General features: G+C 63.0%; 20 protein-coding genes and 2 pseudogenes. 15 read left to right on the plus strand and 7 right to left on the minus strand.

Going from position 1 to position 19,235, the window contains the following annotated elements:
* Positions 1-182 precede the first annotated feature (182 nt).
* Positions 183-388 (plus strand): annotated as a pseudogene (locus QX048_RS33315) (IS21 family transposase); the annotation flags it as partial.
* Positions 385-717: pseudogene (locus QX048_RS33320) on the plus strand (type VI secretion protein); the annotation flags it as partial. The pseudogenes QX048_RS33315 and QX048_RS33320, both read left to right, overlap by 4 nt.
* Positions 718-1,081: 364 nt before the next feature.
* On the opposite strand, the gene QX048_RS33325 reads toward QX048_RS33320, so the two are convergent.
* The 3 genes from QX048_RS33325 to QX048_RS33335 form a co-directional block, all read right to left on the minus strand.
* Positions 1,082-1,522 (minus strand): FCD domain-containing protein, encoded by a 441-nt coding sequence (locus QX048_RS33325; RefSeq protein WP_315715441.1) that lies wholly within the window; start codon positions 1,520-1,522, stop codon positions 1,082-1,084.
* Between the two features lie 767 nt (positions 1,523-2,289).
* Entirely contained in the window at positions 2,290-2,796 is a 507-nt protein-coding gene (locus tag QX048_RS33330; protein ID WP_315828029.1) for a helix-turn-helix domain-containing protein, read from the minus strand.
* 35 nt (positions 2,797-2,831) lie between these two features.
* Complete coding sequence (locus QX048_RS33335; protein WP_315828030.1) at positions 2,832-3,512, minus strand: class I SAM-dependent methyltransferase; 681 nt, start codon at positions 3,510-3,512, stop codon at positions 2,832-2,834.
* Between the two features lie 290 nt (positions 3,513-3,802).
* Here QX048_RS33335 and QX048_RS33340 point away from each other — a divergent pair, with 290 nt between their 5' ends.
* Positions 3,803-4,126, plus strand: a complete 324-nt coding sequence (locus QX048_RS33340; protein WP_315715794.1) for a metalloregulator ArsR/SmtB family transcription factor — start codon at positions 3,803-3,805, stop codon at positions 4,124-4,126.
* A gap of 40 nt (positions 4,127-4,166) precedes the next feature.
* Here the strand turns inward: QX048_RS33340 and QX048_RS33345 are convergent, their stop codons facing one another.
* Genes QX048_RS33345 through QX048_RS33360 form a run of 4 tightly spaced genes read right to left on the minus strand, consistent with a single transcriptional unit; the run spans position 4,167 to position 9,441 of the window.
* Positions 4,167-6,038, minus strand: coding sequence for an alpha/beta fold hydrolase (locus QX048_RS33345; RefSeq protein WP_315828031.1), 1,872 nt, complete (start codon positions 6,036-6,038; stop codon positions 4,167-4,169).
* A gap of 16 nt (positions 6,039-6,054) precedes the next feature.
* Entirely contained in the window at positions 6,055-7,278 is a 1,224-nt protein-coding gene (locus tag QX048_RS33350) for a radical SAM protein (protein ID WP_315828032.1), read from the minus strand.
* A 55-nt stretch (positions 7,279-7,333) separates the two neighbouring features.
* Positions 7,334-8,401: an NAD(P)/FAD-dependent oxidoreductase gene (locus QX048_RS33355; protein ID WP_315828033.1), complete on the minus strand. Its 1,068-nt coding sequence runs from the start codon at positions 8,399-8,401 to the stop codon at positions 7,334-7,336.
* Between the two features lie 8 nt (positions 8,402-8,409).
* A complete protein-coding gene (locus QX048_RS33360; protein ID WP_315828034.1) occupies positions 8,410-9,441 on the minus strand; it encodes a radical SAM protein in 1,032 nt (343 codons plus the stop codon).
* A gap of 98 nt (positions 9,442-9,539) precedes the next feature.
* Here QX048_RS33360 and QX048_RS33365 point away from each other — a divergent pair, with 98 nt between their 5' ends.
* The 12 genes from QX048_RS33365 (at position 9,540) to dsrE2 (ending at position 19,194) form a co-directional block, all read left to right on the plus strand.
* On the plus strand, positions 9,540-10,241 hold the full coding sequence (locus QX048_RS33365; protein WP_316172180.1) for a hypothetical protein: 702 nt from the start codon (positions 9,540-9,542) through the stop codon (positions 10,239-10,241).
* A gap of 259 nt (positions 10,242-10,500) precedes the next feature.
* A complete protein-coding gene (locus QX048_RS33370) occupies positions 10,501-10,881 on the plus strand; it encodes a DsrE/DsrF/DrsH-like family protein (RefSeq protein WP_315752123.1) in 381 nt (126 codons plus the stop codon).
* A 13-nt stretch (positions 10,882-10,894) separates the two neighbouring features.
* A complete protein-coding gene (locus QX048_RS33375) occupies positions 10,895-11,638 on the plus strand; it encodes a 4Fe-4S dicluster domain-containing protein (protein WP_315828036.1) in 744 nt (247 codons plus the stop codon).
* A gap of 62 nt (positions 11,639-11,700) precedes the next feature.
* Positions 11,701-13,074, plus strand: a complete 1,374-nt coding sequence (locus tag QX048_RS33380) for a heterodisulfide reductase-related iron-sulfur binding cluster (RefSeq protein WP_315828037.1) — start codon at positions 11,701-11,703, stop codon at positions 13,072-13,074.
* Complete coding sequence (locus tag QX048_RS33385; RefSeq protein ID WP_315828038.1) at positions 13,071-14,123, plus strand: FAD-dependent oxidoreductase; 1,053 nt, start codon at positions 13,071-13,073, stop codon at positions 14,121-14,123. The genes QX048_RS33380 and QX048_RS33385 overlap by 4 nt, the downstream gene beginning before the upstream one ends.
* Positions 14,120-14,995: a hypothetical protein gene (locus tag QX048_RS33390; RefSeq protein ID WP_315828039.1), complete on the plus strand. Its 876-nt coding sequence runs from the start codon at positions 14,120-14,122 to the stop codon at positions 14,993-14,995. The genes QX048_RS33385 and QX048_RS33390 overlap by 4 nt, the downstream gene beginning before the upstream one ends.
* A 10-nt stretch (positions 14,996-15,005) precedes the next feature.
* The gene (locus tag QX048_RS33395) at positions 15,006-15,752 is read left to right on the plus strand and encodes a 4Fe-4S dicluster domain-containing protein (protein ID WP_315828040.1); all 747 of its coding nucleotides are present in this window, start codon (positions 15,006-15,008) and stop codon (positions 15,750-15,752) included.
* Entirely contained in the window at positions 15,752-16,675 is a 924-nt protein-coding gene (locus QX048_RS33400) for a CoB--CoM heterodisulfide reductase iron-sulfur subunit B family protein (RefSeq protein WP_315828041.1), read from the plus strand. Before QX048_RS33395 ends, QX048_RS33400 begins: the two co-directional genes overlap by 1 nt.
* Positions 16,675-17,148 carry a hypothetical protein gene (locus QX048_RS33405; RefSeq protein WP_315828042.1) on the plus strand — a complete coding sequence of 158 codons (474 nt, stop codon included), beginning with the start codon at positions 16,675-16,677 and terminating at the stop codon, positions 17,146-17,148. The genes QX048_RS33400 and QX048_RS33405 overlap by 1 nt, the downstream gene beginning before the upstream one ends.
* Before the next feature lie 15 nt (positions 17,149-17,163).
* A complete protein-coding gene (locus QX048_RS33410; protein ID WP_315715458.1) occupies positions 17,164-17,604 on the plus strand; it encodes a glycine cleavage system protein H in 441 nt (146 codons plus the stop codon).
* Positions 17,605-17,649: 45 nt separating this feature from the next.
* A complete protein-coding gene (locus tag QX048_RS33415) occupies positions 17,650-18,657 on the plus strand; it encodes a YeiH family protein (RefSeq protein WP_315828124.1) in 1,008 nt (335 codons plus the stop codon).
* A 42-nt stretch (positions 18,658-18,699) separates the two neighbouring features.
* Positions 18,700-19,194, plus strand: coding sequence for a sulfur carrier protein DsrE2 (gene dsrE2 / locus QX048_RS33420; protein ID WP_315715461.1), 495 nt, complete (start codon positions 18,700-18,702; stop codon positions 19,192-19,194).
* Positions 19,195-19,235: the final 41 nt, after the last annotated feature.

The raw sequence follows: 19,235 nt of genomic DNA on the forward strand, positions 1-19,235 counted from the left end.
TCAAGTGAGGTGGCTTCATAAGACGCCAGTTTTGTTTTCGCGAGCTGCGCTGCCGTGGCCGATGCGCCTGTCCATCTGATCAAGGCGTATTGTTTCCTTCCAACAAACATCTGTTTCGGATCGATGCCCTCCGCGGCAAGGGCCGCCGCGGCTTCGAACAAGTGATGGAAGCCGCGGTTGGGGTGCTGGTGGTGTCGACGATTGCGAAGATCCGTCGCGCCTATTTTGTTCATGGTCAACCGGTCAAGGCGATCTGCCGCGAGCTTGGCGTATCGTGCAAAGTAGTACGCGAGGTCATCGGTTCCGAGGCAACGAAGTCCGATACGAGCGAGAGACGCAGCCGCTTCCGAAGATGAGCCTCTGGAGTGACGAGCTTGACCGGTTTCTGGTGAACGGCTGTTCGCCCCGGTGCGGCGCGTCACGGTGAAGGCGCGGATCGCTAGGCACAAGGGCCGGGCGTCCAGGTCAGCGCCCCTGGCGGCGCATCTCACCTATCTCAAGAGGGACGGGGTCACTCGCGATGGCCAGCCGGCACGGATGTTCGACGCCGCGGGCGATCAGGCGAATGAGGCTGCGTTCGAGGCGCTGGGCAGGGGTGACCGGCATCATTTCCGGTTCATTGTCTCTCCCTAGGACGCAGCCGACATGGAGAACCTCAGAGCGTTTACCCGCGATTTGATGCGGCAGATGGAGGCCGATCTCGCGACCAGGCTTGAGAGTCGGGTCTCTGGGGAATTGGTCTCCTCGGCTGACAACGCTTGTCCAAATTATCCTGGGATCAAGCGAGCCGATGTTCGTAGCTTATAGGCCAGGGCGCTCGGTTCTCTACAAGGATCCGTACGCTGAGGTCTTGGCAAGCAAGCATCCGGCACTCGGACGGGTGACCTGCCAATCATGCGCGGTTTCCTCCCTTGGAGGCTTTCGGGCGCAAGCCGCCCGCATATTCCACACCGTCACCGCTGCGGCCGGCATCCGCAATCCTTCACAAGAGCTGACGTCCCGCGGGACATCGGGAGCACAAGGTCTGGCTATTCGCATGCGTTATTTTCGATGGCCGCGCTCATTCGTGCCGAATCCTGAGCTACGATCCGAAAAGCTCAGGCGGGGCCTTCTCCTTCAAGGCTCCGCCGATATGCTTGTCGAGAAGCTTGGCGGCGCCTTCGAGCGAGCCCTTCTCCAGCAGATCGATGATGGCTAGGTGCTCGCCTGGTTGCCGCCATACCCGATCGCGGTCGAGCGTCTGACGGTATTCGATCAGGCGCCGCAATTCGTTCTGACGGGCGACGGTCTGGGCCAAGAACCTGTTACCCGACATAAGGGCGAGCGCCTCGTGGAAGTCGCTGTTCGACTTGAACAGCTCAACTTGGCCAAGCGTCTTGAACCCCGCGCTATGGAGAAATTCCTGCCGCTTGCGCTGCTCCGAAAGGACGGGACGATCGAGCTTGAAGGTCGAGGATCGCAAGCCTTGAGGCTCTAGGAGATTGAGGCCGGGCTGATTAACCTCACACTCGACAACATCCAAGCCCTGGCCGTCGCGCTAGGCGTTGAGCCCTCTGATGCTTGTGGCATCTATGGCACGGCATTTGAGATGGTTCCGCGCCTTCCCCGTGAGCGTGGGTGTGATCCGAGGCCGTCACTCTGGCAGGCCTTCGAGGTCGTCCCAGCCGAGCCCCACCTTTGGAGGGTGCGGGCGCCGCCAAAAATTCTCATTTGAAATCAAGGCGCCTTAAAAGTAGGTAGGGGGCCATAAGTCATTGATCTTGCTCTTGGCTTTCTCCCCTGTCGTACCCACCATCGAGTGCTGCGTGTGATTTGCCGTAATAGTGATCGCAGTACTGAAGGGGGTGTCGCTCCGCTTGTTTCCCCGGTTGGCAGCTTGAGAGGAGGCGGGCGGTCCATCGGGTCGGAGCAGCTATTTGAACTTCTCCGGCCAAAGCCCTGGTGCGATCGACTAGCTCTGCCGGGAGCTGCCAATGCTGTTGACGGGCGCAGATGTCGTTGCAGCGAATTGCTCAGGTGCAAGCCGAAGCTGGCCACCGGTTGACCACCGAAACCCCGTGAACAAACGGCGATAAAGGACGTCAATCGCGAGCAAACTTCATTGTTTTTGTTGATCTTTTCGCATGCTACTCGGGACGCAGGGGTCGCAGGTTCGAATCCTGCCGCTCCGACCATTTTTTCAGGCGCCTAGCTTTTCATCTCCCGAGAAGCGCAACGAAATCACACGGCGCCACCCTGCACCATCCGGCTATTCGTGAGCATTTCGCCGCGGCAGACGACAGCGCTTCATCAAGCGTCCAATTCCTCCGGCTTCCGGTAAAGCGTGCGCAGGCTGATGCCGAGGGGGTTTGCAAGCGATTCTCGATTGCCGCGATGCGTCAACAGGGCGGTCCGAAGCGCTCGCGCCTCGCGCTCCTTCGATGACGGCGGGTTCTCACCGACAGCAGGCGCCAGCTTTGTTGCGGTTCGCTGCACCCGGTCGCGTCCCTCAATGTTCGGCGATCGCAGCGTCAGAGCACGCTCGATCGTCGCGGCTGAGATGACATCGTCATCGCAGAGCAGGGCCGCGCGCTCCAACACGTTGCGCAACTCGCGAACATTGCCCGGCAAGGCGTCGCCCTCGAGCCGCTCGGGTGCCGGCTGGGACAAGGTGAGCCTTCGCTCCGGCGCCACGCGGGCAAGCAGCGCTGCGGCGAGAAGCGGTAGATCAGCGGCGCGCTCGCGCAATGCTGGCAGAAGGATCGGAAAGGTCGACAGTCGGTCGTAGAGATCGTTTCTCGACAATGCGCGACGCATGCGCGCGATCAATTCCGTGGACCAGCAGAGCGCGATCAGGAAGGCCGGTGCGCGACCATTCCGATCAGCGCAGAGCGGCCGTGATGGCCGCTGCCTTCGCTGAGCTCCGTCTCGTATTCGCGCAGTTCGATGATCTCCAACTCACGGAACGCCTCTCGGAGCATGGTTTCCGTATAGAGGTGCGAGAGGGCGGAAGGGCCGCCCGTCTTGTACTCCAACTGCTTGGGCGTATAGCCCTGCAGGATCAGCGTCCCGCCCGGCTTCAGGCTTGCGATCATGCGCGCGAACAGCCGTTTCCTCAAATCTGGGGCGGCGAACTGCACAAAAATCGCTGCGATGCCGTCATACGCCGCGCTTGGCCACGCGAAGCCGTCGCAATCGGCAAGCTGGTAGTTCACGCTCACTCCGGCTGACGCGGCAAGTTTGCTTGCTTTCGCCAGACCCACCTCCGAGATGTCGAAGGCGTCGACCTGAAATCTCTGCCGGGCGAGCCAGACGCTGTTGCGGCCTTCTCCGTCGGCGACGCAGAGAATGCGACTGCGGTACGGGAACGTGCCGACATGGCGGCGCAGCCATTGATTGGGTTCGGTTCCGAAAACGAAATCATCGCCTTCGAATCGTCGGTTCCAGCGGCCGGCGCCGGTGTCTGGCGGTACGTTCGTGACCATCGGCGGTCCCACTTTGAAGATGACAAGCGTGTTTGCTGGCAGCCGCAAGGAGCTTGCGAGCTCCTCGGTATCAGCCTGCGAACCCTTGATCGCAAGTTAGGTGAACTGGAAGCCGGATCGTAGTTCATCAGCCCGTCAGACGCGGCAGGCGCGTGAGCAGGGGACGATCGCTCCGGCGGCTCGATACCGTCTCGCACGAACCGCGCTGGGACAGGCTCGACCGCCTGTTTGTTATCGTCTCGCCAAAGTGATAGCAACACGGGGCGGCCTTGCGGCATGGCGCCGTGGCCGCCGATGTAACGGACCGAATTGGTCGATTGAGGAATATGCGGACGAATATGGCAACCAAGCGCGCACGCAGCAGGTCTTCGCTCGAGCCTGACGCGTTGCTCGAGAAGGCTCACAAGGCAAGCGAATTCCTCAAGGCGCTGTCGCACGAAGCGCGGCTTGCCATTCTGTGTCTGCTGCTTGACGGAGAGAAGTCCGTCAGCAGCATTGAGGATTCGCTGCAGCTCCGCCAGCCGACGGTGTCGCAGCAACTTGCCCGGCTGCGCGCGGACGATCTCGTCAAGGTGCGCCGGGACGGCAGGAACGTGTATTATTCGGTCTCGCGGCCGGAAGTGATCGAGGTCATGTCCGCTCTCTATCGCGCTTTCTGCTAAGTGGTGCTGATGGAGTCTCGCTGCCCGCGGAGATCGTCCGTCAGGCGGAGCCGGGGACGGCGGCGACTGTGTTTCCTGCGGTCACTCGATCGATGAACCCGGCTGCCGCGGCTATCACCGCGGAGGTCGCCTGTTGGTGGGGCGCATGTCCACAGCCTTCCAGCACGCAGGTCTCGATCCGGGCTGGCACGAGGGCGCGGAGCGTCTCAAGCTGAATATGCGTGAAGAACTCGTCTTCGCTGCCCTGAACAGCCAGCACCGGGGCGCGAACCCGTCCAACGTAGGGCTTGATCCCCCAGTCGCGCGCTTCTTCCCCAGTCCAAGCATCGACCAGCCGGCCAAAAAGATGATCGGTTCTGCTGCCATGATACCGTGCGAGCCGCGCCCTCAGGTCGCCGTGCTCGAAGTCCCTGATCTGGGCTGCGATGCCGTCAACCGTCCGCTGTTCGCGGAAGAGGTGAGGGGCGATCGCGACGACCCCGCTGACCTCATCGGGAAACGCGCCGGCAAACGTCAACGCGATCGCAGCACCGTCGGAGTGTCCGACCAGGATCGGGCGCCGCGCTCCGGTCGTCCGTAGCACTTCGGGCAGGGCATCCAGAGCCTCGGCGAGCAGATATTGCCGCGAATGGGGCGGCTCGAGCGGCTCCGAGTCACCCGAGCCCCAGCGGTCGAACACCAGGACGGAGCAGCCGGTCGCGGCCGCAAGCCGCTCGGGAAAATCGCGCCAGAGCCGGGCGCAGCCCAAGGCGTCATGCAGCAGGACGATCGGCGGACGTTCCGGTCGCGTCGCCACGAGCCAATGGCCGCGAAGCCTCCGGCCGGCCGCAACGAAGCTCAGCTGCCGCGCCGCCGCGACGACCACGTCGCGAATGTCCGACGGGCCGAGATTGACGAAGTCGGCCGACGTGCGCGAGAAGAAGTCCTCAACGAGGGATCCGGCATCGGCCAGTTCGGCGCCGCGCAGCGCCGCCTCGAGATCAAAGATGACGCGTGGCGGTGTGACGAAGAAATCGCCCGTGATCAGGGCTTCGCGAATTCGCCTGCGGTCTGGCCCCTCGAGGCGGATATCGGCGCGCAGGCTGCCGCCGCGCCGCGTCAGAGTGGCACTGACCAGCGAGCCGTCCACCTCGGGAGCGTCGACCATCTCGACGAAGTCGTCGCGGCCGATCTCGTCGCGATACAACTGGTCGGCGAGCTCTTCTTCGTGCATCGACGCCTGGCCCCATTGCGGAACAATGCCGAGGCCTTCCGCCAGGCCGTCGAGCAAGCCTCGCTGGATGGTGGCCAGATCAGGGAGCTTGTCGCCGAGGATCTCGCGCATGCTGACGACGCGCTGGTGGGCCGAGGCGAGGTCGCGCTTGGCGAGCTTTTCCACCGGCACTTTGAGCGCAGCGATCATCTGCTCGGGGTCGAAGTCGATCAGCAGTGTTCCCTGGTAGAACAGCGTATCGCCGTCAAAGAAGCCGCCGGTGCCGCTGATCTTGCGGCCGTCGACGTCGATGTCGTTGCGCGGGCGGTAGCGCGCGGGGACGCCGAGCTTGTTGAGCCCGAGTGCGACGCTTTCGCAGATCCGGCGTGTCGTTTCGGTGAGATTCATGGCGCCGAGGCTGGAGCGGCCGAACACGAGCTCCCATCCGATCTGACCCTCGTCGAGATAGAGACCTCCGCCTCCCGTGATCCGCCGGCCGATCTCGATTCCCTTGCTCCGGCAATAGTCGAGCCGGACCTCATGGCTCAGGATCTGATGGATTCCGACCAGCGCCGACGGACGAAACCGCAGGAAGCGGATGGTATCGGGAATCTGCCGTGCCTTGTGAGCGTCGATGAGCGCCTGGTCGAAGGCGATATTGGCGCGTCCGCCCCGAATCCCGGTGTCGATGACCCGAAATGACTTGGCGCTGCTGGCCATCGCATCTTCCTCCCGGTTATTTGGGTAGTCCGCGCCGGAGTTGGCTGCGCACGTGGCGAATGTCGCGGCGATCGGGCTTGAAAGGGTATGAAGCAATGTCGCGCGGCGGCGAGTCGCCATAGGGGCGGTCGCAGGCGGACACATCGGCGGCCTCCTTGCCCGGGCAGCCGGACGTGCGGAAGGCCACGCCCGCGTCGACGATCGCGTCGACTTCGTCCTGCGGCAGACCAAAATCGACGAGTTGGCCGCGCTCGTCGAAACGCATGTGCTGCAGGGAATGGCTTCGATAGTCGATGAGATAGCGGGCGAGCTGGATGCGTCGCCATTGCGGGCGCGGCGCCGGCGGGAGATGATCCATCAACGAGCCCTGTTCGGGAAAGAACGCGAACAGGTGGCTGTGGCCGCCGAGGTCGCGAATTCTCTGCACCTGCGAGAGAACGTCGTGGTCGCTCTCGCCCATCCCGACGATGAGATGGGCGCCGAAACGTTCCGGGCCAAATATCTCGGCGGCAGCCAGCAGGATCTCCCAATATTTGTTCCAGCTATGCGGCGATTGAACCCCGCGGCCGCGGGTGCGGTCAAAGATGACCGGGTTGGCTGCATCGAGCGCGACCGTAAATATCTCGGCGCCGAGATCCTTGAGCTCCTGCACATCCAGTCGCGTCATCGTCGTCGGGTTGGACAGGATGGACACGGGTACGTGCCTGATGCGTTCAACCCATTTCCGCAGGACAATGCGGGTGTCCTGGTCCGACCGCGGATGCGTGATCATGCTGATACACATGCGATGGAAGCGTCCGCCGTCGCCGCCCGATGCGACGATGTCAATCACCTGGTCGTAGGGCACCGCAGGCCAGTCGACCCGAATGAAGTTGCGGTCGGCATAGTTGCGCTCCGCTTCGCGATGGCGCGCAAGCCCGCAATAGGCGCAGTTGGCGCGGCAGCCCTCCGGGTAGGTCAGCAGCAGGTTCAGGCAACGGGTGCAACTGGTGCGATGCATGTACCCGTTCATGATGCCGAGGGTGATCGCCGCTGCCGTCGACATTTGCACGTACTCGGGCGACCGCATGTTCGGCGTCAGAACATTGTCGTTCGGCAGGTACGTGCCGACCGGCCGCACATCCTGCGCTCTCACGCGCCCGCCGTTGCGCGCTTCCGCCGGCACGGCGCCGGGCGCGCGCGGCTGCATGGCTTCGGCCGCGTTGAAGGTGCGCGTCTCCCCGGTGAGGAAATCCGGCACCGGATGCGTCGGTCCTTCGAGACAGCTCATGACGTCCTCCCCTGGTCCTGCATCTTCACGCCCAATAGTTCGGCGAACTGATCCACCCCTCGGCGAGCGCAGTCGCGTCGGGGCGGCGGCCGTCGCCATAGTGCGCCAGCACTTGCCGTCGTCGCCGCAATGCCCGGCTCAAGGCCGCATCGAAAATGTCGCCGAGCTCTTCGTCATAGTCATCGAGGGCGCCGCGGCGGCCGGACAGCATGTCTGCCGCGGCGTGCCCGGCGAGTGCCCCCGATTGCACGGCGGAGGCGATGCCGGCGCCGGTCACGGGGTTGGTCAGGCCTGCCGCATCGCCGGCCAGCAACACCTGGGTTGCGCCGAGCCGGCCTGTCGAACCCACCCTGCCGCCCACGGGTATCGCCCCGCCCGTCAACGCGAACGGGCGCGTTCCGATGCGGCGCGATGCCGACAGCGAGGCGAAGAGCGCGGCGAGCATCGGTTTCAGTCGCCGCCGGTCCTCTATCATGATGCCGACGCCGATATTGGCCACGGCGCCCTTGGGAAACAGCCAGCCATAGCCGCCGCGGTAGTCGGCGCTCAGGAAGATATCCGTGGCATCGTGCGGCACGATCAGCGGCGCGGTCAGTTGCCTCGTATCGACAAGCGCGCGATTGGTCTGGCCGATAGCCGCGCCGACGCGCGAGCGAGGGCCGTCGCAGCCGATGAGGACGCGCGGTTTCAGGGCAAGACCATCGGACGTATGAACTGTGCCGTCGAAATCGATGGCAACCACGGAGGTGCCGTATCGGCACGCGGTTCCCGCGTTCGCCGCCTCATCAGCAAGCATTCGATCGAAGGCGGCGCGATCGATCATCCAGCCGCAGAAGTCCCGCGTTTCCTCGCAATCCGTCGCTTCGGTGAAGGTCAGCATGCGCGTGATCTTCTGTTCGGCGACGGCCGTGATGTTCGGAACGTCCCGCTCGATCATGGCGGGCACGAACTCGGCACACTGGACCGGGCGACCCGCCTCGAGCCGGCGATCCACGGCGACGACGCGGTAGCCGGCCTTCGCGGCAATCGCAGCCGCACGGCTCCCGGCCGGTCCAAGCCCGACGACGACGATATCCGCTGCCTCGGCGTTCATGGTGCACCTCAGGCTGCGCAAGCCCGCCGTCCGGCGAGGCCGTCAAGCGCGATCGAGCAGCAGGCATGCTCCTGCTCGACCGGCCGGCCGATGGCGCGGGCGAGAGCCACGATGCCGTCCGCGGGATAGGCGATACCGTCAAATCCCGCCATGACGGCGTATGCGTCGGTCATCAGCTTATGGCGGCCCGCGGGGCGGATACAGCCAAGTTGAACCGGCGCGTGACTGATGCGTTGCCGCGCGGCGACCAGCACCTTCGCCACGTCGTCGGTGGATATCGTAGCGAAGGGCCGATCCGGCGGCGCATAAATCGGAGTCACCACCACCAGGATCAACGCGGCAACCGGATGGCGCGAAACGATGTCCAGAGCGGTCTCCTCGCCGAGTAGCCGGCCATAGTGCAGACCGATGACGATGTGTGGCACGACCTGCATCTTGGTGCCCGAGAGCGCGGCGAGCGTCGCCTCGAAATCCGCGACAGGACGGTCGAGGTGATAGACTTCGCGGATCGTCTGCTCCGAGCCGATCACGTCGAGCATCGCGACGTCGACCCCGGCGGCCTCCATGGATCGGGCGCGCCGTTCGTCGAGCAACGCGGAATGGACGGCGATGCGCAGATGGGGAAAGTCGCGCTTGAGCCTTTCGATGGTCGGATAGAAGCGATCGTACGGAACCTCGTTGCGGCGGTTGGATCCGCCTGAGAGCAGGAACCCGCGCAGATCCTTGAGCAGAATGAAATCGCGCACCTTGCGGTCGAGTTCGTCCGGTGTCGTTGCCGCGATCATCGGCTCGAGGATCTTCGCCTGACAGTGATCGCAATTCAGCGCGCAAACGCCGCCCGTGATGGAAAAGGCGGGAAAACTCGCTTTGCCGCAGCCCTTGAGTTCCTCGCTGGCATAGGCGCGGAACGTCGGCGTGTAGAACCGCATCGGTCCGAGTGCGCGCTCGCGGGCTGCCGCCTCGAGTGCATCGACGAGCCCATGATCAAAACGCAGGTCGTCGAGCGGTTCGATCTCCTGCAGCTTCTCATACCACGCCATTGCGTTCCTCGCTTTTCATATGCGAAAAAACATATATATTGTAGGTCCGCCGTCGGCTTCGGCCGTCATTGATGCCTCATCAGTTGTCGCGGTTCGCCATGAAGACACTCTGCGTCTTGCAGCATTTTGAGGCGGACTATCTCGGCTTGATGGAAGACCAGTTCGAAGGCCGCAACGTCGGCTTTCGCTATTGCCGGCCGTTTACGGCCGGAGGATCGATACCTGCGACGGCCGGGGATTTTGACGGCCTCGTTGTTCTTGGCGCCGGACCGCTCGGAGTCGTCAGCGGCAACCTGCTTCCGAGCCTTGGGCCCGAGTTGCGGTTGGTACAGGATTTCCTGGCGCGCGACCTGCCCGTCATCGGCATCGGAGCTGGCAGCTGCATAGTTGCAACCGCGTGCGGCGGCGGCACTCAGGAAGCTCCGCTCCGCTTCGTTGTGGAGACGGCCCGACGGGTCGATCCCGCGGCGCTCGGCGGTCATCTGCCGCAATCCTTTCCCGTCGCGATCTACATGCGCGATCGCCCGGTGCTGCCGGCCGATGCCCGTGTTCTCGCGATCGACGCTGCGGGGGAGCCGGCGGTGTTTCAGCTTCGTGATAACTGCTTCGGGTTCCTCGGCCATCCCGGAATCAAGTCGGCCATGATCGAGGATCTGATCATGGAATCCGAAGAATGTCCTGATCGCACGGCGGAAACGCTCGCCGACCTGCGCGTGGTGCAGCGCGAGATCGCTACGGCGCTCGGACCGCTGATGATTGGTTTGATCGAGTCGACGCATTTGATGCGGCCGCTCCCGTAGGACCGTTCTCCCGAGCAACGAATTATTTTCTTCAGCCTATAGATGTCATTCAAAAAATGGAATATGTTTTGTGCGTTCGTCCGACGGATTGGATGAATTCGATGTGAGCTTGTTGTTCACCCAGGACTTCGGTTCTTGGGCATGTTGATCTTCATCAACTCCAAGGTGATGCGCCTCAAGATAAACTTATTGTGCACGCTCGTGTGTCGATGTGCGTTGCGCACGCTCAATAGCAGATGATCGGGAGGACATCGTAAGAATGGCCAAAAAGCTCATCATCATCATGGTCAATACCGATCCTCGCAACGGCGAGGAACTGGGCGCGCCGTTCTTCCAGGCCACCGTTGCCGCGGCGATGGACTACGAGGTGGAGGTCGTCTGTACCGCGACGTCGGGGCAGCTCATGAAAAAGGGCGTGGCAGAGAAGCTCGTGGTCAAGCCCGGGTCTCCGAAAACCGTCTATGACTTCATCAAGGACGCGCACGGAGCGGGAGTGAAGTTCTATTGCTGCTCTCCGAACCTCGATCTGTTCGACATGACCGAGCAGGACCTGATCCCTGAATGCGAGGGCATCGTCGGGGGTGCAAAGGTCATCGAAGAGGTGATGGAAAACGATAATGCCAAGGTGCTGACCTACTGAGGAGAGCCGCCAGATGACGAGCGGAGCTTCAATCGAGCTGACCTCTATCGGCGACCCGGTCTCCGAGGCGCCGGTCGTTCCCTACGAGAAGCTGGAAGAGGTGTTCGACGACATTCGCTCGCACGTCCTCTACGATCATGAGCTGCATGGCTGTCTCAATTGCGGCATCTGCACCGCGACCTGTCCCTCGGCTCACTACTACGATTATTCACCCCGCGAGATCGTCCAGCTGCTGTGGACCGAAAATCTCGAAGGCATCTACGACGCGATGCAGGAGAAGATCTGGTCCTGCGCGCAGTGCTACACCTGTGCGGCCCGCTGTCCGTTCGAAAATTCGCCGGGCGGGCTCGTCATGATCATGCGTGAGGTCGCGATCAAGCACGGCATGCAGTCGGCGAAGGATGTACTGCGACCGTTCTCGCGGGTGCTTCTGAAGGTCATTTCCACGGGAAACCAGCTCGCGCCGAACATGATCACGCGCGATGCGTTTCCCGACTGGGGCCCGAACGTCGCCAAGGTCGACGCCCCGCTCAATATCCTGCGCAAGGCCATTCCGGTCCCGACCATGCACACCATGGACACGGCCTGGGAGGTCAACCTGAAGACGTCCGTCGAACTCTACACCATTTGGGAGGCGACCGGCGTGCTCGATCAGCTCGAGACGATCGACGAGAATCTGTTCGATGTCGTCAGTGACGTGATGGATGAGAAGCGCGAGGAGTACAACGAGTGGCTAGAAGAGCATCAGGAAGAATAGGCCGCTGAGATGACCACAACAGACGGCGAGATCAATCGCTGCGGTGGACGACGGAGGAAACGATGGACGAAAAGCGCAGTGACAGTCAGTCGGCTTACGCCGGCTTTGGCGCGGAGTGGCGCCCTTCCAATCTGACGCCGGGCGAGGCGCAGACAGCGACGGCCTGGGTGGAAACCCGGATCGACCGTCGCTCGATGCTGACCAACAAGGAGCGTGTCCACGACATCCGCGACGCGATGTGGGAGTTGGAGAAGGACGGCGAAATCGTCGTCCATCGGATCGACGAGCGCCACGAGCCGGTGGTGGCGCGCACGCTGTACGGCTGGGACAAGCGCATTCCCACCACCAACCTCTGGCAGCACAAGTCCTGCGGACAGTGCGGCAATATCCCCGGCTATCCGTCGAGCGTGATGTGGCTGATGAACCAGCTCGGCGTGCGCTATCTCGACGAGACCGATCAAACCTCTTGCACCGCCTGGAATTATCACGGCTCCGGGGTCGGCAATGTCGTCAGTTTGGCCGCCGTCTTCCTGCGGAACTTCCACCAGGCATACATGTCGGCCAAGGCGCAGGGGCTGCCGGTCGGAACCTACTTCCCGCTGGTCCACTGTGGCACGTCGTTCGGCAATTACAAGGAGATGCGCATCTTCTTGATGCATTCGGCTGAACTGCGCGAGCAGGTGAAGAAGATTCTCGGCAAGCTGGGCCGCCTGGTCGACGGCAAGCTGCTGATCCCCGAGGAGATCGTGCACTATTCCGAATGGCTGCACGTCATGCGTCATCGCATCCGGGAGCGGCAGGTCATAGACGTGAGCAGCCTTCGCGCCACCGTTCATCCGGCTTGTCACGTCTACAAGATGGTTCCGGAAGACGTGATCTATGACGACACCGTCATGGACGGCAATCGCGTCGCGGTATCGACCGGCCTGATGCAGGCGCTGGGTGCACAGGTGATCGACTACTCCACCTGGTACGACTGCTGCGGCTTCGGTTTTCGTCATATCATTGGCGAACGTGAGTTCACCCGCTCCTTCGCCATCGACCGCAAGATCAGGGTCGCGGTCGAGGAGGCGCGGGCGGACGTCATGATCGGCCACGACACGGGTTGCATCACCACGCTCGACAAGAACCAGTGGATCGGCAAAGCCGTCGACAAGGTCTACGCGCTGCCAGTCATGGCCGATTGCCAGTTCGCGGCGCTCGCCCTCGGTGCGCATCCATACAAGCTCGCGCAGCTTCATTGGCACGCCTCGCCGTTCGAGGGGCTGCTCGAGAAGCTCGGCATCGACTGGCAGAAAGCCAAAGCCGAATTCGAGGCCTACCTCGATGAAGTGAAGGCCGGCCGCATCGAGACGCTCTACGACCCCAAACGCGCGATTACGTCGGGCCCAGGCTATGTCAAGCCGACGGCGACCTTGTCAGGAGCCGCATCATGACCTGTCCCGTTCTCATCGTTGGCGGTGGGCCGTCGGGGCTTTCCGCCGCACATGCGCTGGCCGCGGCCGGCCAGCGCGTCGTTCTCGTCGAGAAGGCGGAGCAGCTCGGCGGCGCGCCGATCCAGTCGGGCTATGCCAAGCTGGTGCCGTCCGGCGAATGGGCCAAGGACGCCATCGGTGGCATGGTGCGCCGGGTCGAAACCGACAGCCGTATCGAGATCCGAAGGCGCGTCACGGTGAAGGCCTTCTCGGGCAGCCCAGGCGACTTTCGCGTGACGCTGTCGGATGGCACGGTGCTGGAGGCGGGGGCGGCGATCCTGTGCACCGGCTTCACGCATTTCGATTCCGTCAACAAGCCGGAATGGGGTTTCGGTACCTACCCTGATGTGGTCACGACGACCCAGGTCGAGCAGATGCTCTCCTCCGGCACGGGCGTGCGCTGTCCGTCCGACGGACGCGAGCCGGAACGGGTCGCGATCCTGCTATGCGTCGGCTCGCGCGACCGCCAGATCGGTCGCGAGTGGTGTTCGAAGATCTGCTGCACGGTCTCCGCCAACATTGCCATGGAGATCCGCGAGGCGGTGCCACGGTGCAACGTGTATATCTACTACATGGATATCCGCACCTTCGGCCTCTACGAAGATCTCTACTACTGGGAAAGCCAGGAGAAGCATCGGGTCAAATACATCAAGGCGCGGATCGCCGAAGTGACATCGGACGGCAGGCGGCTGATCGTGAAGGGCGAGGACACGCTGGTGAAGCGGCCGATCTCGATTCCGTTCGACATGGTGGTGCACGCCATCGGCATGGATCCCAATGTCGACAACATGACGTTGTCGGCGGTGTTCGACGTCAAACTGCAGAAGCACGGCCATATCCAGAAGGCATCGGTCTATTCCAACACATCGGCGACCTCGCGGCCCGGCGTCTTCGTCGCCGGCGCGGCGACCGGGCCCGAGACCATCGACGATTCCATCGCACAGGGCCAGTCGGCAGCGATGGCCGCGCTGACCCTGGTCCGCGGCGCCATGATGGAAGCGGCCGAGTGATGTGGCCGATCACCAGCCATAGAGGCAAGGCGGGGGCCGAGCCGATGCGGCCGGTGCTTGATCTGTCCGGCCCCAGGCTGCGGCGGGCGTTCGAGAACCTCGTGGAATCCGCCGACGACACCGGCGGCGTCGAGCGTTATGTCGGAGCGCTCGCGCTCAAGGCCTCGCTGTTCGAGGAGGTGCTGGGCAAGGGGCGGGTCAGCGAGCTGACGGAGGCCGAATTCTGCGACCTCGCCACGTTCATCACGCCGGTGCGCCGGCGTGTGGGTGCGTGGCTCGGCCGCAACGGATTTGTGGCGATGCGCAGCAGGCTCGAGGCCCTGCTGCGCGGATGGTCCGATCTCGGCACCACCGACCAGCGCGTCGCCGCGTTCGTCACGAGCTTTCCAGCCGATCGCGAGCACCGCTGGTCGCGCGATCTTGCCGCCGAGGTCCTTCATTTCACCGCGCCCGACCGCTATCCGCTGATGACGCGCTGGATGTGGGACGCCAGGGTCAATACCGGCGTGTTGCGCGAGATATGGTACGACGAGGATGCCGAGGCCGGTACGATCGCCGTCGGCGACGGCCTCGCCACTTTCACGATGCTACGCGAGGAGCTCGAAGGTTTCCTGCAGGCGAACGGTGTCTTCCGCGATCTGGCCTTCTACGTCGATCTGCTCTGCGCCCACACCTATGCAAATTATATCAACGACAAGGGCGGCCAGTTCCTGCACGCGGACTTCTGCGGCGGCTTCAAGGCAGACGCGATGGCACATACTCGGCGTCTCCTGGGACTCGATGCGGTCGATACCGAGTCGGGGCGCACCCGCCTGAAGCTGATCGATGGCAGGGCCTATGTGCTCGGGCAGCCCCGCCTGCTGAGCGAATGAGGGAACATCCATGCCGATTCACGAAAAATCGCTGATCCGGCCCGAGAATCTCGTCACGCATGAGCACCTGGAAATCGATGGCGTCGATGTCTCCGGGCACTGGAGCACGTTCATCACCTCGCGCGCCATCACCGACTACAACGAGCAGATGCAGGAGGAGATCGCGGCGCTCCCGGGGGGCGAGTTCATCCACCGCTGCTGGCAATGCGGCTCATGCACCAACGCCTGCACGATCAACGCCGTGAATCCCGACTTCAACCCGCGCTATTGGATCTACCTGATCCGCATGGGCTTCGAAAGCGAGCTGCTGCGTGACAAGGACATCATCTGGCAGTGCGTCTCCTGCAACAAGTGCACCTATGCCTGTCCGCGCGACGTCAGTCCCGAAGGCGTGATGAAGGCCACGGCACATTGGCTGGAGCTGAAGGGCTATACGGAGAAGAAGCCGTCCACCGCGTTCGATGAGGTCTTCTCCGAGCAGGTCTTCGCCACCGGCAAGATCGAGGAAGGCCGCGTGTTGCGCCAGTTCTTCGCGCGGACCGGGCAGTCCCTGTCGCAGGGCTGGCTTGTCGAACTGATACGCAGTCTCGCCAGCCGATTGCCGGTCGGCCTCCTGGTGAAGTTGGGACTTGCCAGCGTGATCCGTCCCCGCACGCGCGGATGGCGGGGCGCCAGCCTCGCGATCGACGAGTATGTCCGTGAGTGCGAAGCAGCTGCCCGCAAGGCGCTTCGACTGGACGTTCAGGGAGCTGAGTGATGAGCGACAAACACAAGCAGGTCGCCTACTATCCGGGCTGCGCGCTCGAAGGAACCGGGCACGCCTACAACCGCTCGACCAAGGAGGTCGGCAAGGCACTCGGCCTCGATCTGGTCGAGCTCAAGAACTGGAACTGCTGCGGCGCCATGGAGGTCAAGAACATCGATCCCAAGCTGCAGACCTATCTGTCGGCCCGCAACCTCTCGATCGCCGATGCGATGGGGTTCGATACCGTGATGGCGCCGTGCAATGGCTGCTATCACAATCTCAAGAAGGCCGAATACGACCTCGCCAAGGATCCCCCGTCGCGCGAGGTGACGGACCGACTGTCGCGCAAGGCCGGCCACGCGACCTACGAAGCCGGCAAGGTCACGACCATTCACGCGCTCGACTGGATCAAGGAATCGGTCGGCGAACAAGGCCTCAAGGCACGCGTGAAGAACTCGCTCAAGGGCCTGAAGGTCGCCAACTACTATGGCTGCATGTACACGCGGCCGCGTCACATCTTTCCGGAAAAGGACAAGGGGCCCGGCTCGGAGTCGACCTCCAAGCCCCATTTCATGGACGACCTGCTGGCCGCGGCGGGGGCCGAAAATGTCGAGTACCCCCTCAAGACGGCATGCTGTGGCGGCGCTCACACGCTGTCCGACAGTGACACCTCGACCAAGCTCGTTCTCAACCTGCTCACGACGGCCGAGGCCTGCGGCGCGGACGTGATCGCCACCGAATGCCCGACCTGCCACACCGGGCTCGAAATGCATCAGGTGCGCGCCGAAAAGGTCTTCGGCCGCAAGACGAGCGTCAAGATCCTGTACTTCACCCAGCTCCTCGGCATGGCGCTCGGGCTGTCGGCGCGCAGGGTCGGCGTGCAGGAGAACTTCTCGGATTCGACCGGTCTGTTGCGTGCACGGGGGCTCGGCTGATGGCGGATATCGGTATCACGAGCCTCGACAACGTCGCGATGCGGCTCGACGGCATGTTGGCCGCGTCCGATGCCGCACTCTCGGCGGCCGCCGCGCCGCTTGCCGAGGAGTTGCTGCAGCTCGGCGAAACGATTCTCGAAACATGGCTCGCTGCGCACGGCGAGATCGCGACCGATCGCAAGGTCGAAACCTTCCGCTTGCTGGCGCTGCATCGGCAGGGTGCGCGCGGCGATGCAAGCTTCAATGCTTGCCGCGAGACATGCCGCGAGCTCGTCTATCACTATAATCTGGTGCGCCTCGAGCCAGGCCACGCGGAGGTCGCCCGGCGGCTGCGGCTGGGCGCCATGGTCGCGCGGCACCTTATGCTGTTCATCGGAGGCAAGCTGGAGGTGGCCGGGCTCGGCGACTTCTGCTGCGCGTCCCGGCCGCTACGTCAACTCGATGCATCGATGCAGACCAACGAAACTGTTTGAGACAAGGAGAAGACGATGCCCATCGTCCGCGGCTGCAACCTTCCCGACGACCTCCTCTACGACGTCGAAAACAACATCTGGTATCGCGAGAACGCCGACGGCACCGTGACGCTCGGGATGACCGCCGTGGCAGCGGCCATGGCCGGTCAGCTTGTCGCCTTCACACCAAAGAAGGCCGGCCGGTCGGTCGATGCGGGCAAGTCCTGCGCCACGATCGAATCCGGCAAGTGGGTCGGCCCGGCAAAGGTCGCCTTCAATGCGGAAATCGTCGAGGTCAACGATGCAATGAGCGCAGCGCCCAAGCTCGCCAACACCGACCCATATGGCGAGGGATGGATGGTCAAGGTGCGCCCGAAGGACTGGGCTGCTGCCAAGGCCGGCCTCGTGCCGGGCACGGCGGCCGCCGCCCCTTACGAAGCGAAGATGGCTGCCGAGAATTTCGCTGGCTGCGCGTAAGGAAGTGGATAGGCCGTGACTGAGACCGTCGCAATCAGGACATCGATGATAAGTCGCGGCCTCGCGGCCTTCATGTCGCTGCCGACCTATTTCCCGGGTGTCCTGGCCAGTCTGATCATCGCGATCGCTGCAACCTTCCTGTCCGAGCACTATGGCGGGCCGGTCATGCTGTTCGCCTTGCTGCTTGGGATGGCCTTCTATTTCCTGTCGCAGGAGGGGCGCTGTGTTGCCGGCATCGAACTCGCCTCGAAGCACATCCTGCGCGTCGCCGTCGGCCTGCTCGGGGCGCAGATCACGATTGCCGAGATCATGAAGCTCGGTCCGACGCCCGTGATCACGGTCGTCGGCGCGGTGATCCTGACCATCCTGTTCGGCGCGCTGGCCTCCCGTGCCATGGGTTTGAGCCGGCGGTTCGGAATCCTCACCTCCGGGGCTGTGGCGATTTGCGGAGCGTCGGCGGCGCTCGCGATCTCGTCGGTGTTGCCCAAGGGGGAGCAGCACGAACGCGACACGGTCTTTACCGTGATCGGCGTGACCGCGCTCAGCACGATCGCGATGATCGTCTATCCGCTGGTGATCGCAGGATTCCATCTCGATCACGCTGCAGTCGGCATGTTTCTTGGCGGCACCATTCACGACGTTGCGCAAGTGGTTGGCGCCGGCTTCAGCGTGTCGGAGGAGACCGGAAACGTCGCGACCTTCACCAAGCTGCTCCGGGTTGCCATGCTGCTGCCTGTCGTGGTGATGCTGTCCTACGTGTTCCGCGCCCATCACGTCGGTAAGGCCGGGCGACAATTGCCGGGGTTCCTGGTGGTGTTCGCCGTTCTGGTGATGCTCAACAGCGCCGGCGTCATTCCCGCATTCCTGCTTGCCCTCATCAAGGACGTTTCAAGGTGGTGCCTGGTGACGGCGATCGCAGCGCTCGGGATGAAGACGTCGCTCAAGGCGATGGCCGATGTCGGCGGCCGGGCGATCGCGCTGATCGTCGCCGAGACGTTGTTCCTCGCAGTCCTCGTGCTGATGGTCGTGCGTTGGAAAGCAGGAATCCAGTAATGCGCGCGGTTGCGCCTGCGAGAGACCGAACGGAGAGATGCAATGGCCGATGATAACAATACCAAGCGCATGTCGATGATTGTCACCAAGGGCACGCTGGATTGGGCCTATCCGCCCTTTATCCTGGCCACGACAGCGGCGGCCATGGGCCTCGAAGTGACCATGTTCTTCACCTTCTACGGCTTGACGCTGCTCAAGAAGAATCTCGACCTGAAGATTTCGACGCTCGGCAATCCGGCCATGGAGATGCCGATGTTTGGAATGCACATCGGCATGCCGAATCTCGTATCGGCCATCCCCGGCGTCGACGCGGCGGCGACGACAATGATGAAGAACCTGATCAAGAAAAAGGGGGTCGCATCGATAGAGGAGTTGCGCACGATGGCCATCGAAGCCGAAGTCAAGATGATCGCCTGCCAGATGACCATGGATCTATTCGAGTACACCAAGGACGACATGATCGAGGGGCCGGTGCTCGGCGGCGCTGCGACCTACATCGAGACGGCGACCAAGAGCGACATCAACCTGTTCATTTGAATGTATCACGAAGCCAGCACCAGAAATTACGGAGAGACAGG

The organism is Bradyrhizobium sp. SZCCHNS30572 (assembly GCF_032484415.1).
In the GTDB taxonomy this organism is placed as follows: Bacteria; Pseudomonadota; Alphaproteobacteria; order Rhizobiales; family Xanthobacteraceae; genus Bradyrhizobium.

Bases quoted from the DNA above. Each gene is read 5' to 3' on its own strand.
- QX048_RS33355 (WP_315828033.1), bottom strand. From the start codon at position 8,401: ATGAACGCCGAGGCAGCGGATATCGTCGTCGTCGGGCTTGGACCGGCC.
- dsrE2 (WP_315715461.1), top strand. From the start codon at position 18,700: ATGGCCGATGATAACAATACCAAGCGCATGTCGATGATTGTCACCAAG.
- QX048_RS33405 (WP_315828042.1), top strand. From the start codon at position 16,675: ATGGCGGATATCGGTATCACGAGCCTCGACAACGTCGCGATGCGGCTC.
- QX048_RS33330 (WP_315828029.1), bottom strand. From the start codon at position 2,796: ATGCGTCGCGCATTGTCGAGAAACGATCTCTACGACCGACTGTCGACC.
- QX048_RS33400 (WP_315828041.1), top strand. From the start codon at position 15,752: ATGAGCGACAAACACAAGCAGGTCGCCTACTATCCGGGCTGCGCGCTC.
- QX048_RS33360 (WP_315828034.1), bottom strand. From the start codon at position 9,441: ATGGCGTGGTATGAGAAGCTGCAGGAGATCGAACCGCTCGACGACCTG.
- QX048_RS33380 (WP_315828037.1), top strand. From the start codon at position 11,701: ATGGACGAAAAGCGCAGTGACAGTCAGTCGGCTTACGCCGGCTTTGGC.
- QX048_RS33395 (WP_315828040.1), top strand. From the start codon at position 15,006: ATGCCGATTCACGAAAAATCGCTGATCCGGCCCGAGAATCTCGTCACG.
- QX048_RS33410 (WP_315715458.1), top strand. From the start codon at position 17,164: ATGCCCATCGTCCGCGGCTGCAACCTTCCCGACGACCTCCTCTACGAC.
- QX048_RS33370 (WP_315752123.1), top strand. From the start codon at position 10,501: ATGGCCAAAAAGCTCATCATCATCATGGTCAATACCGATCCTCGCAAC.
- QX048_RS33385 (WP_315828038.1), top strand. From the start codon at position 13,071: ATGACCTGTCCCGTTCTCATCGTTGGCGGTGGGCCGTCGGGGCTTTCC.
- QX048_RS33365 (WP_316172180.1), top strand. From the start codon at position 9,540: ATGAAGACACTCTGCGTCTTGCAGCATTTTGAGGCGGACTATCTCGGC.
- QX048_RS33340 (WP_315715794.1), top strand. From the start codon at position 3,803: ATGGCAACCAAGCGCGCACGCAGCAGGTCTTCGCTCGAGCCTGACGCG.
- QX048_RS33345 (WP_315828031.1), bottom strand. From the start codon at position 6,038: ATGGCCAGCAGCGCCAAGTCATTTCGGGTCATCGACACCGGGATTCGG.
- QX048_RS33415 (WP_315828124.1), top strand. From the start codon at position 17,650: ATGATAAGTCGCGGCCTCGCGGCCTTCATGTCGCTGCCGACCTATTTC.
- QX048_RS33375 (WP_315828036.1), top strand. From the start codon at position 10,895: ATGACGAGCGGAGCTTCAATCGAGCTGACCTCTATCGGCGACCCGGTC.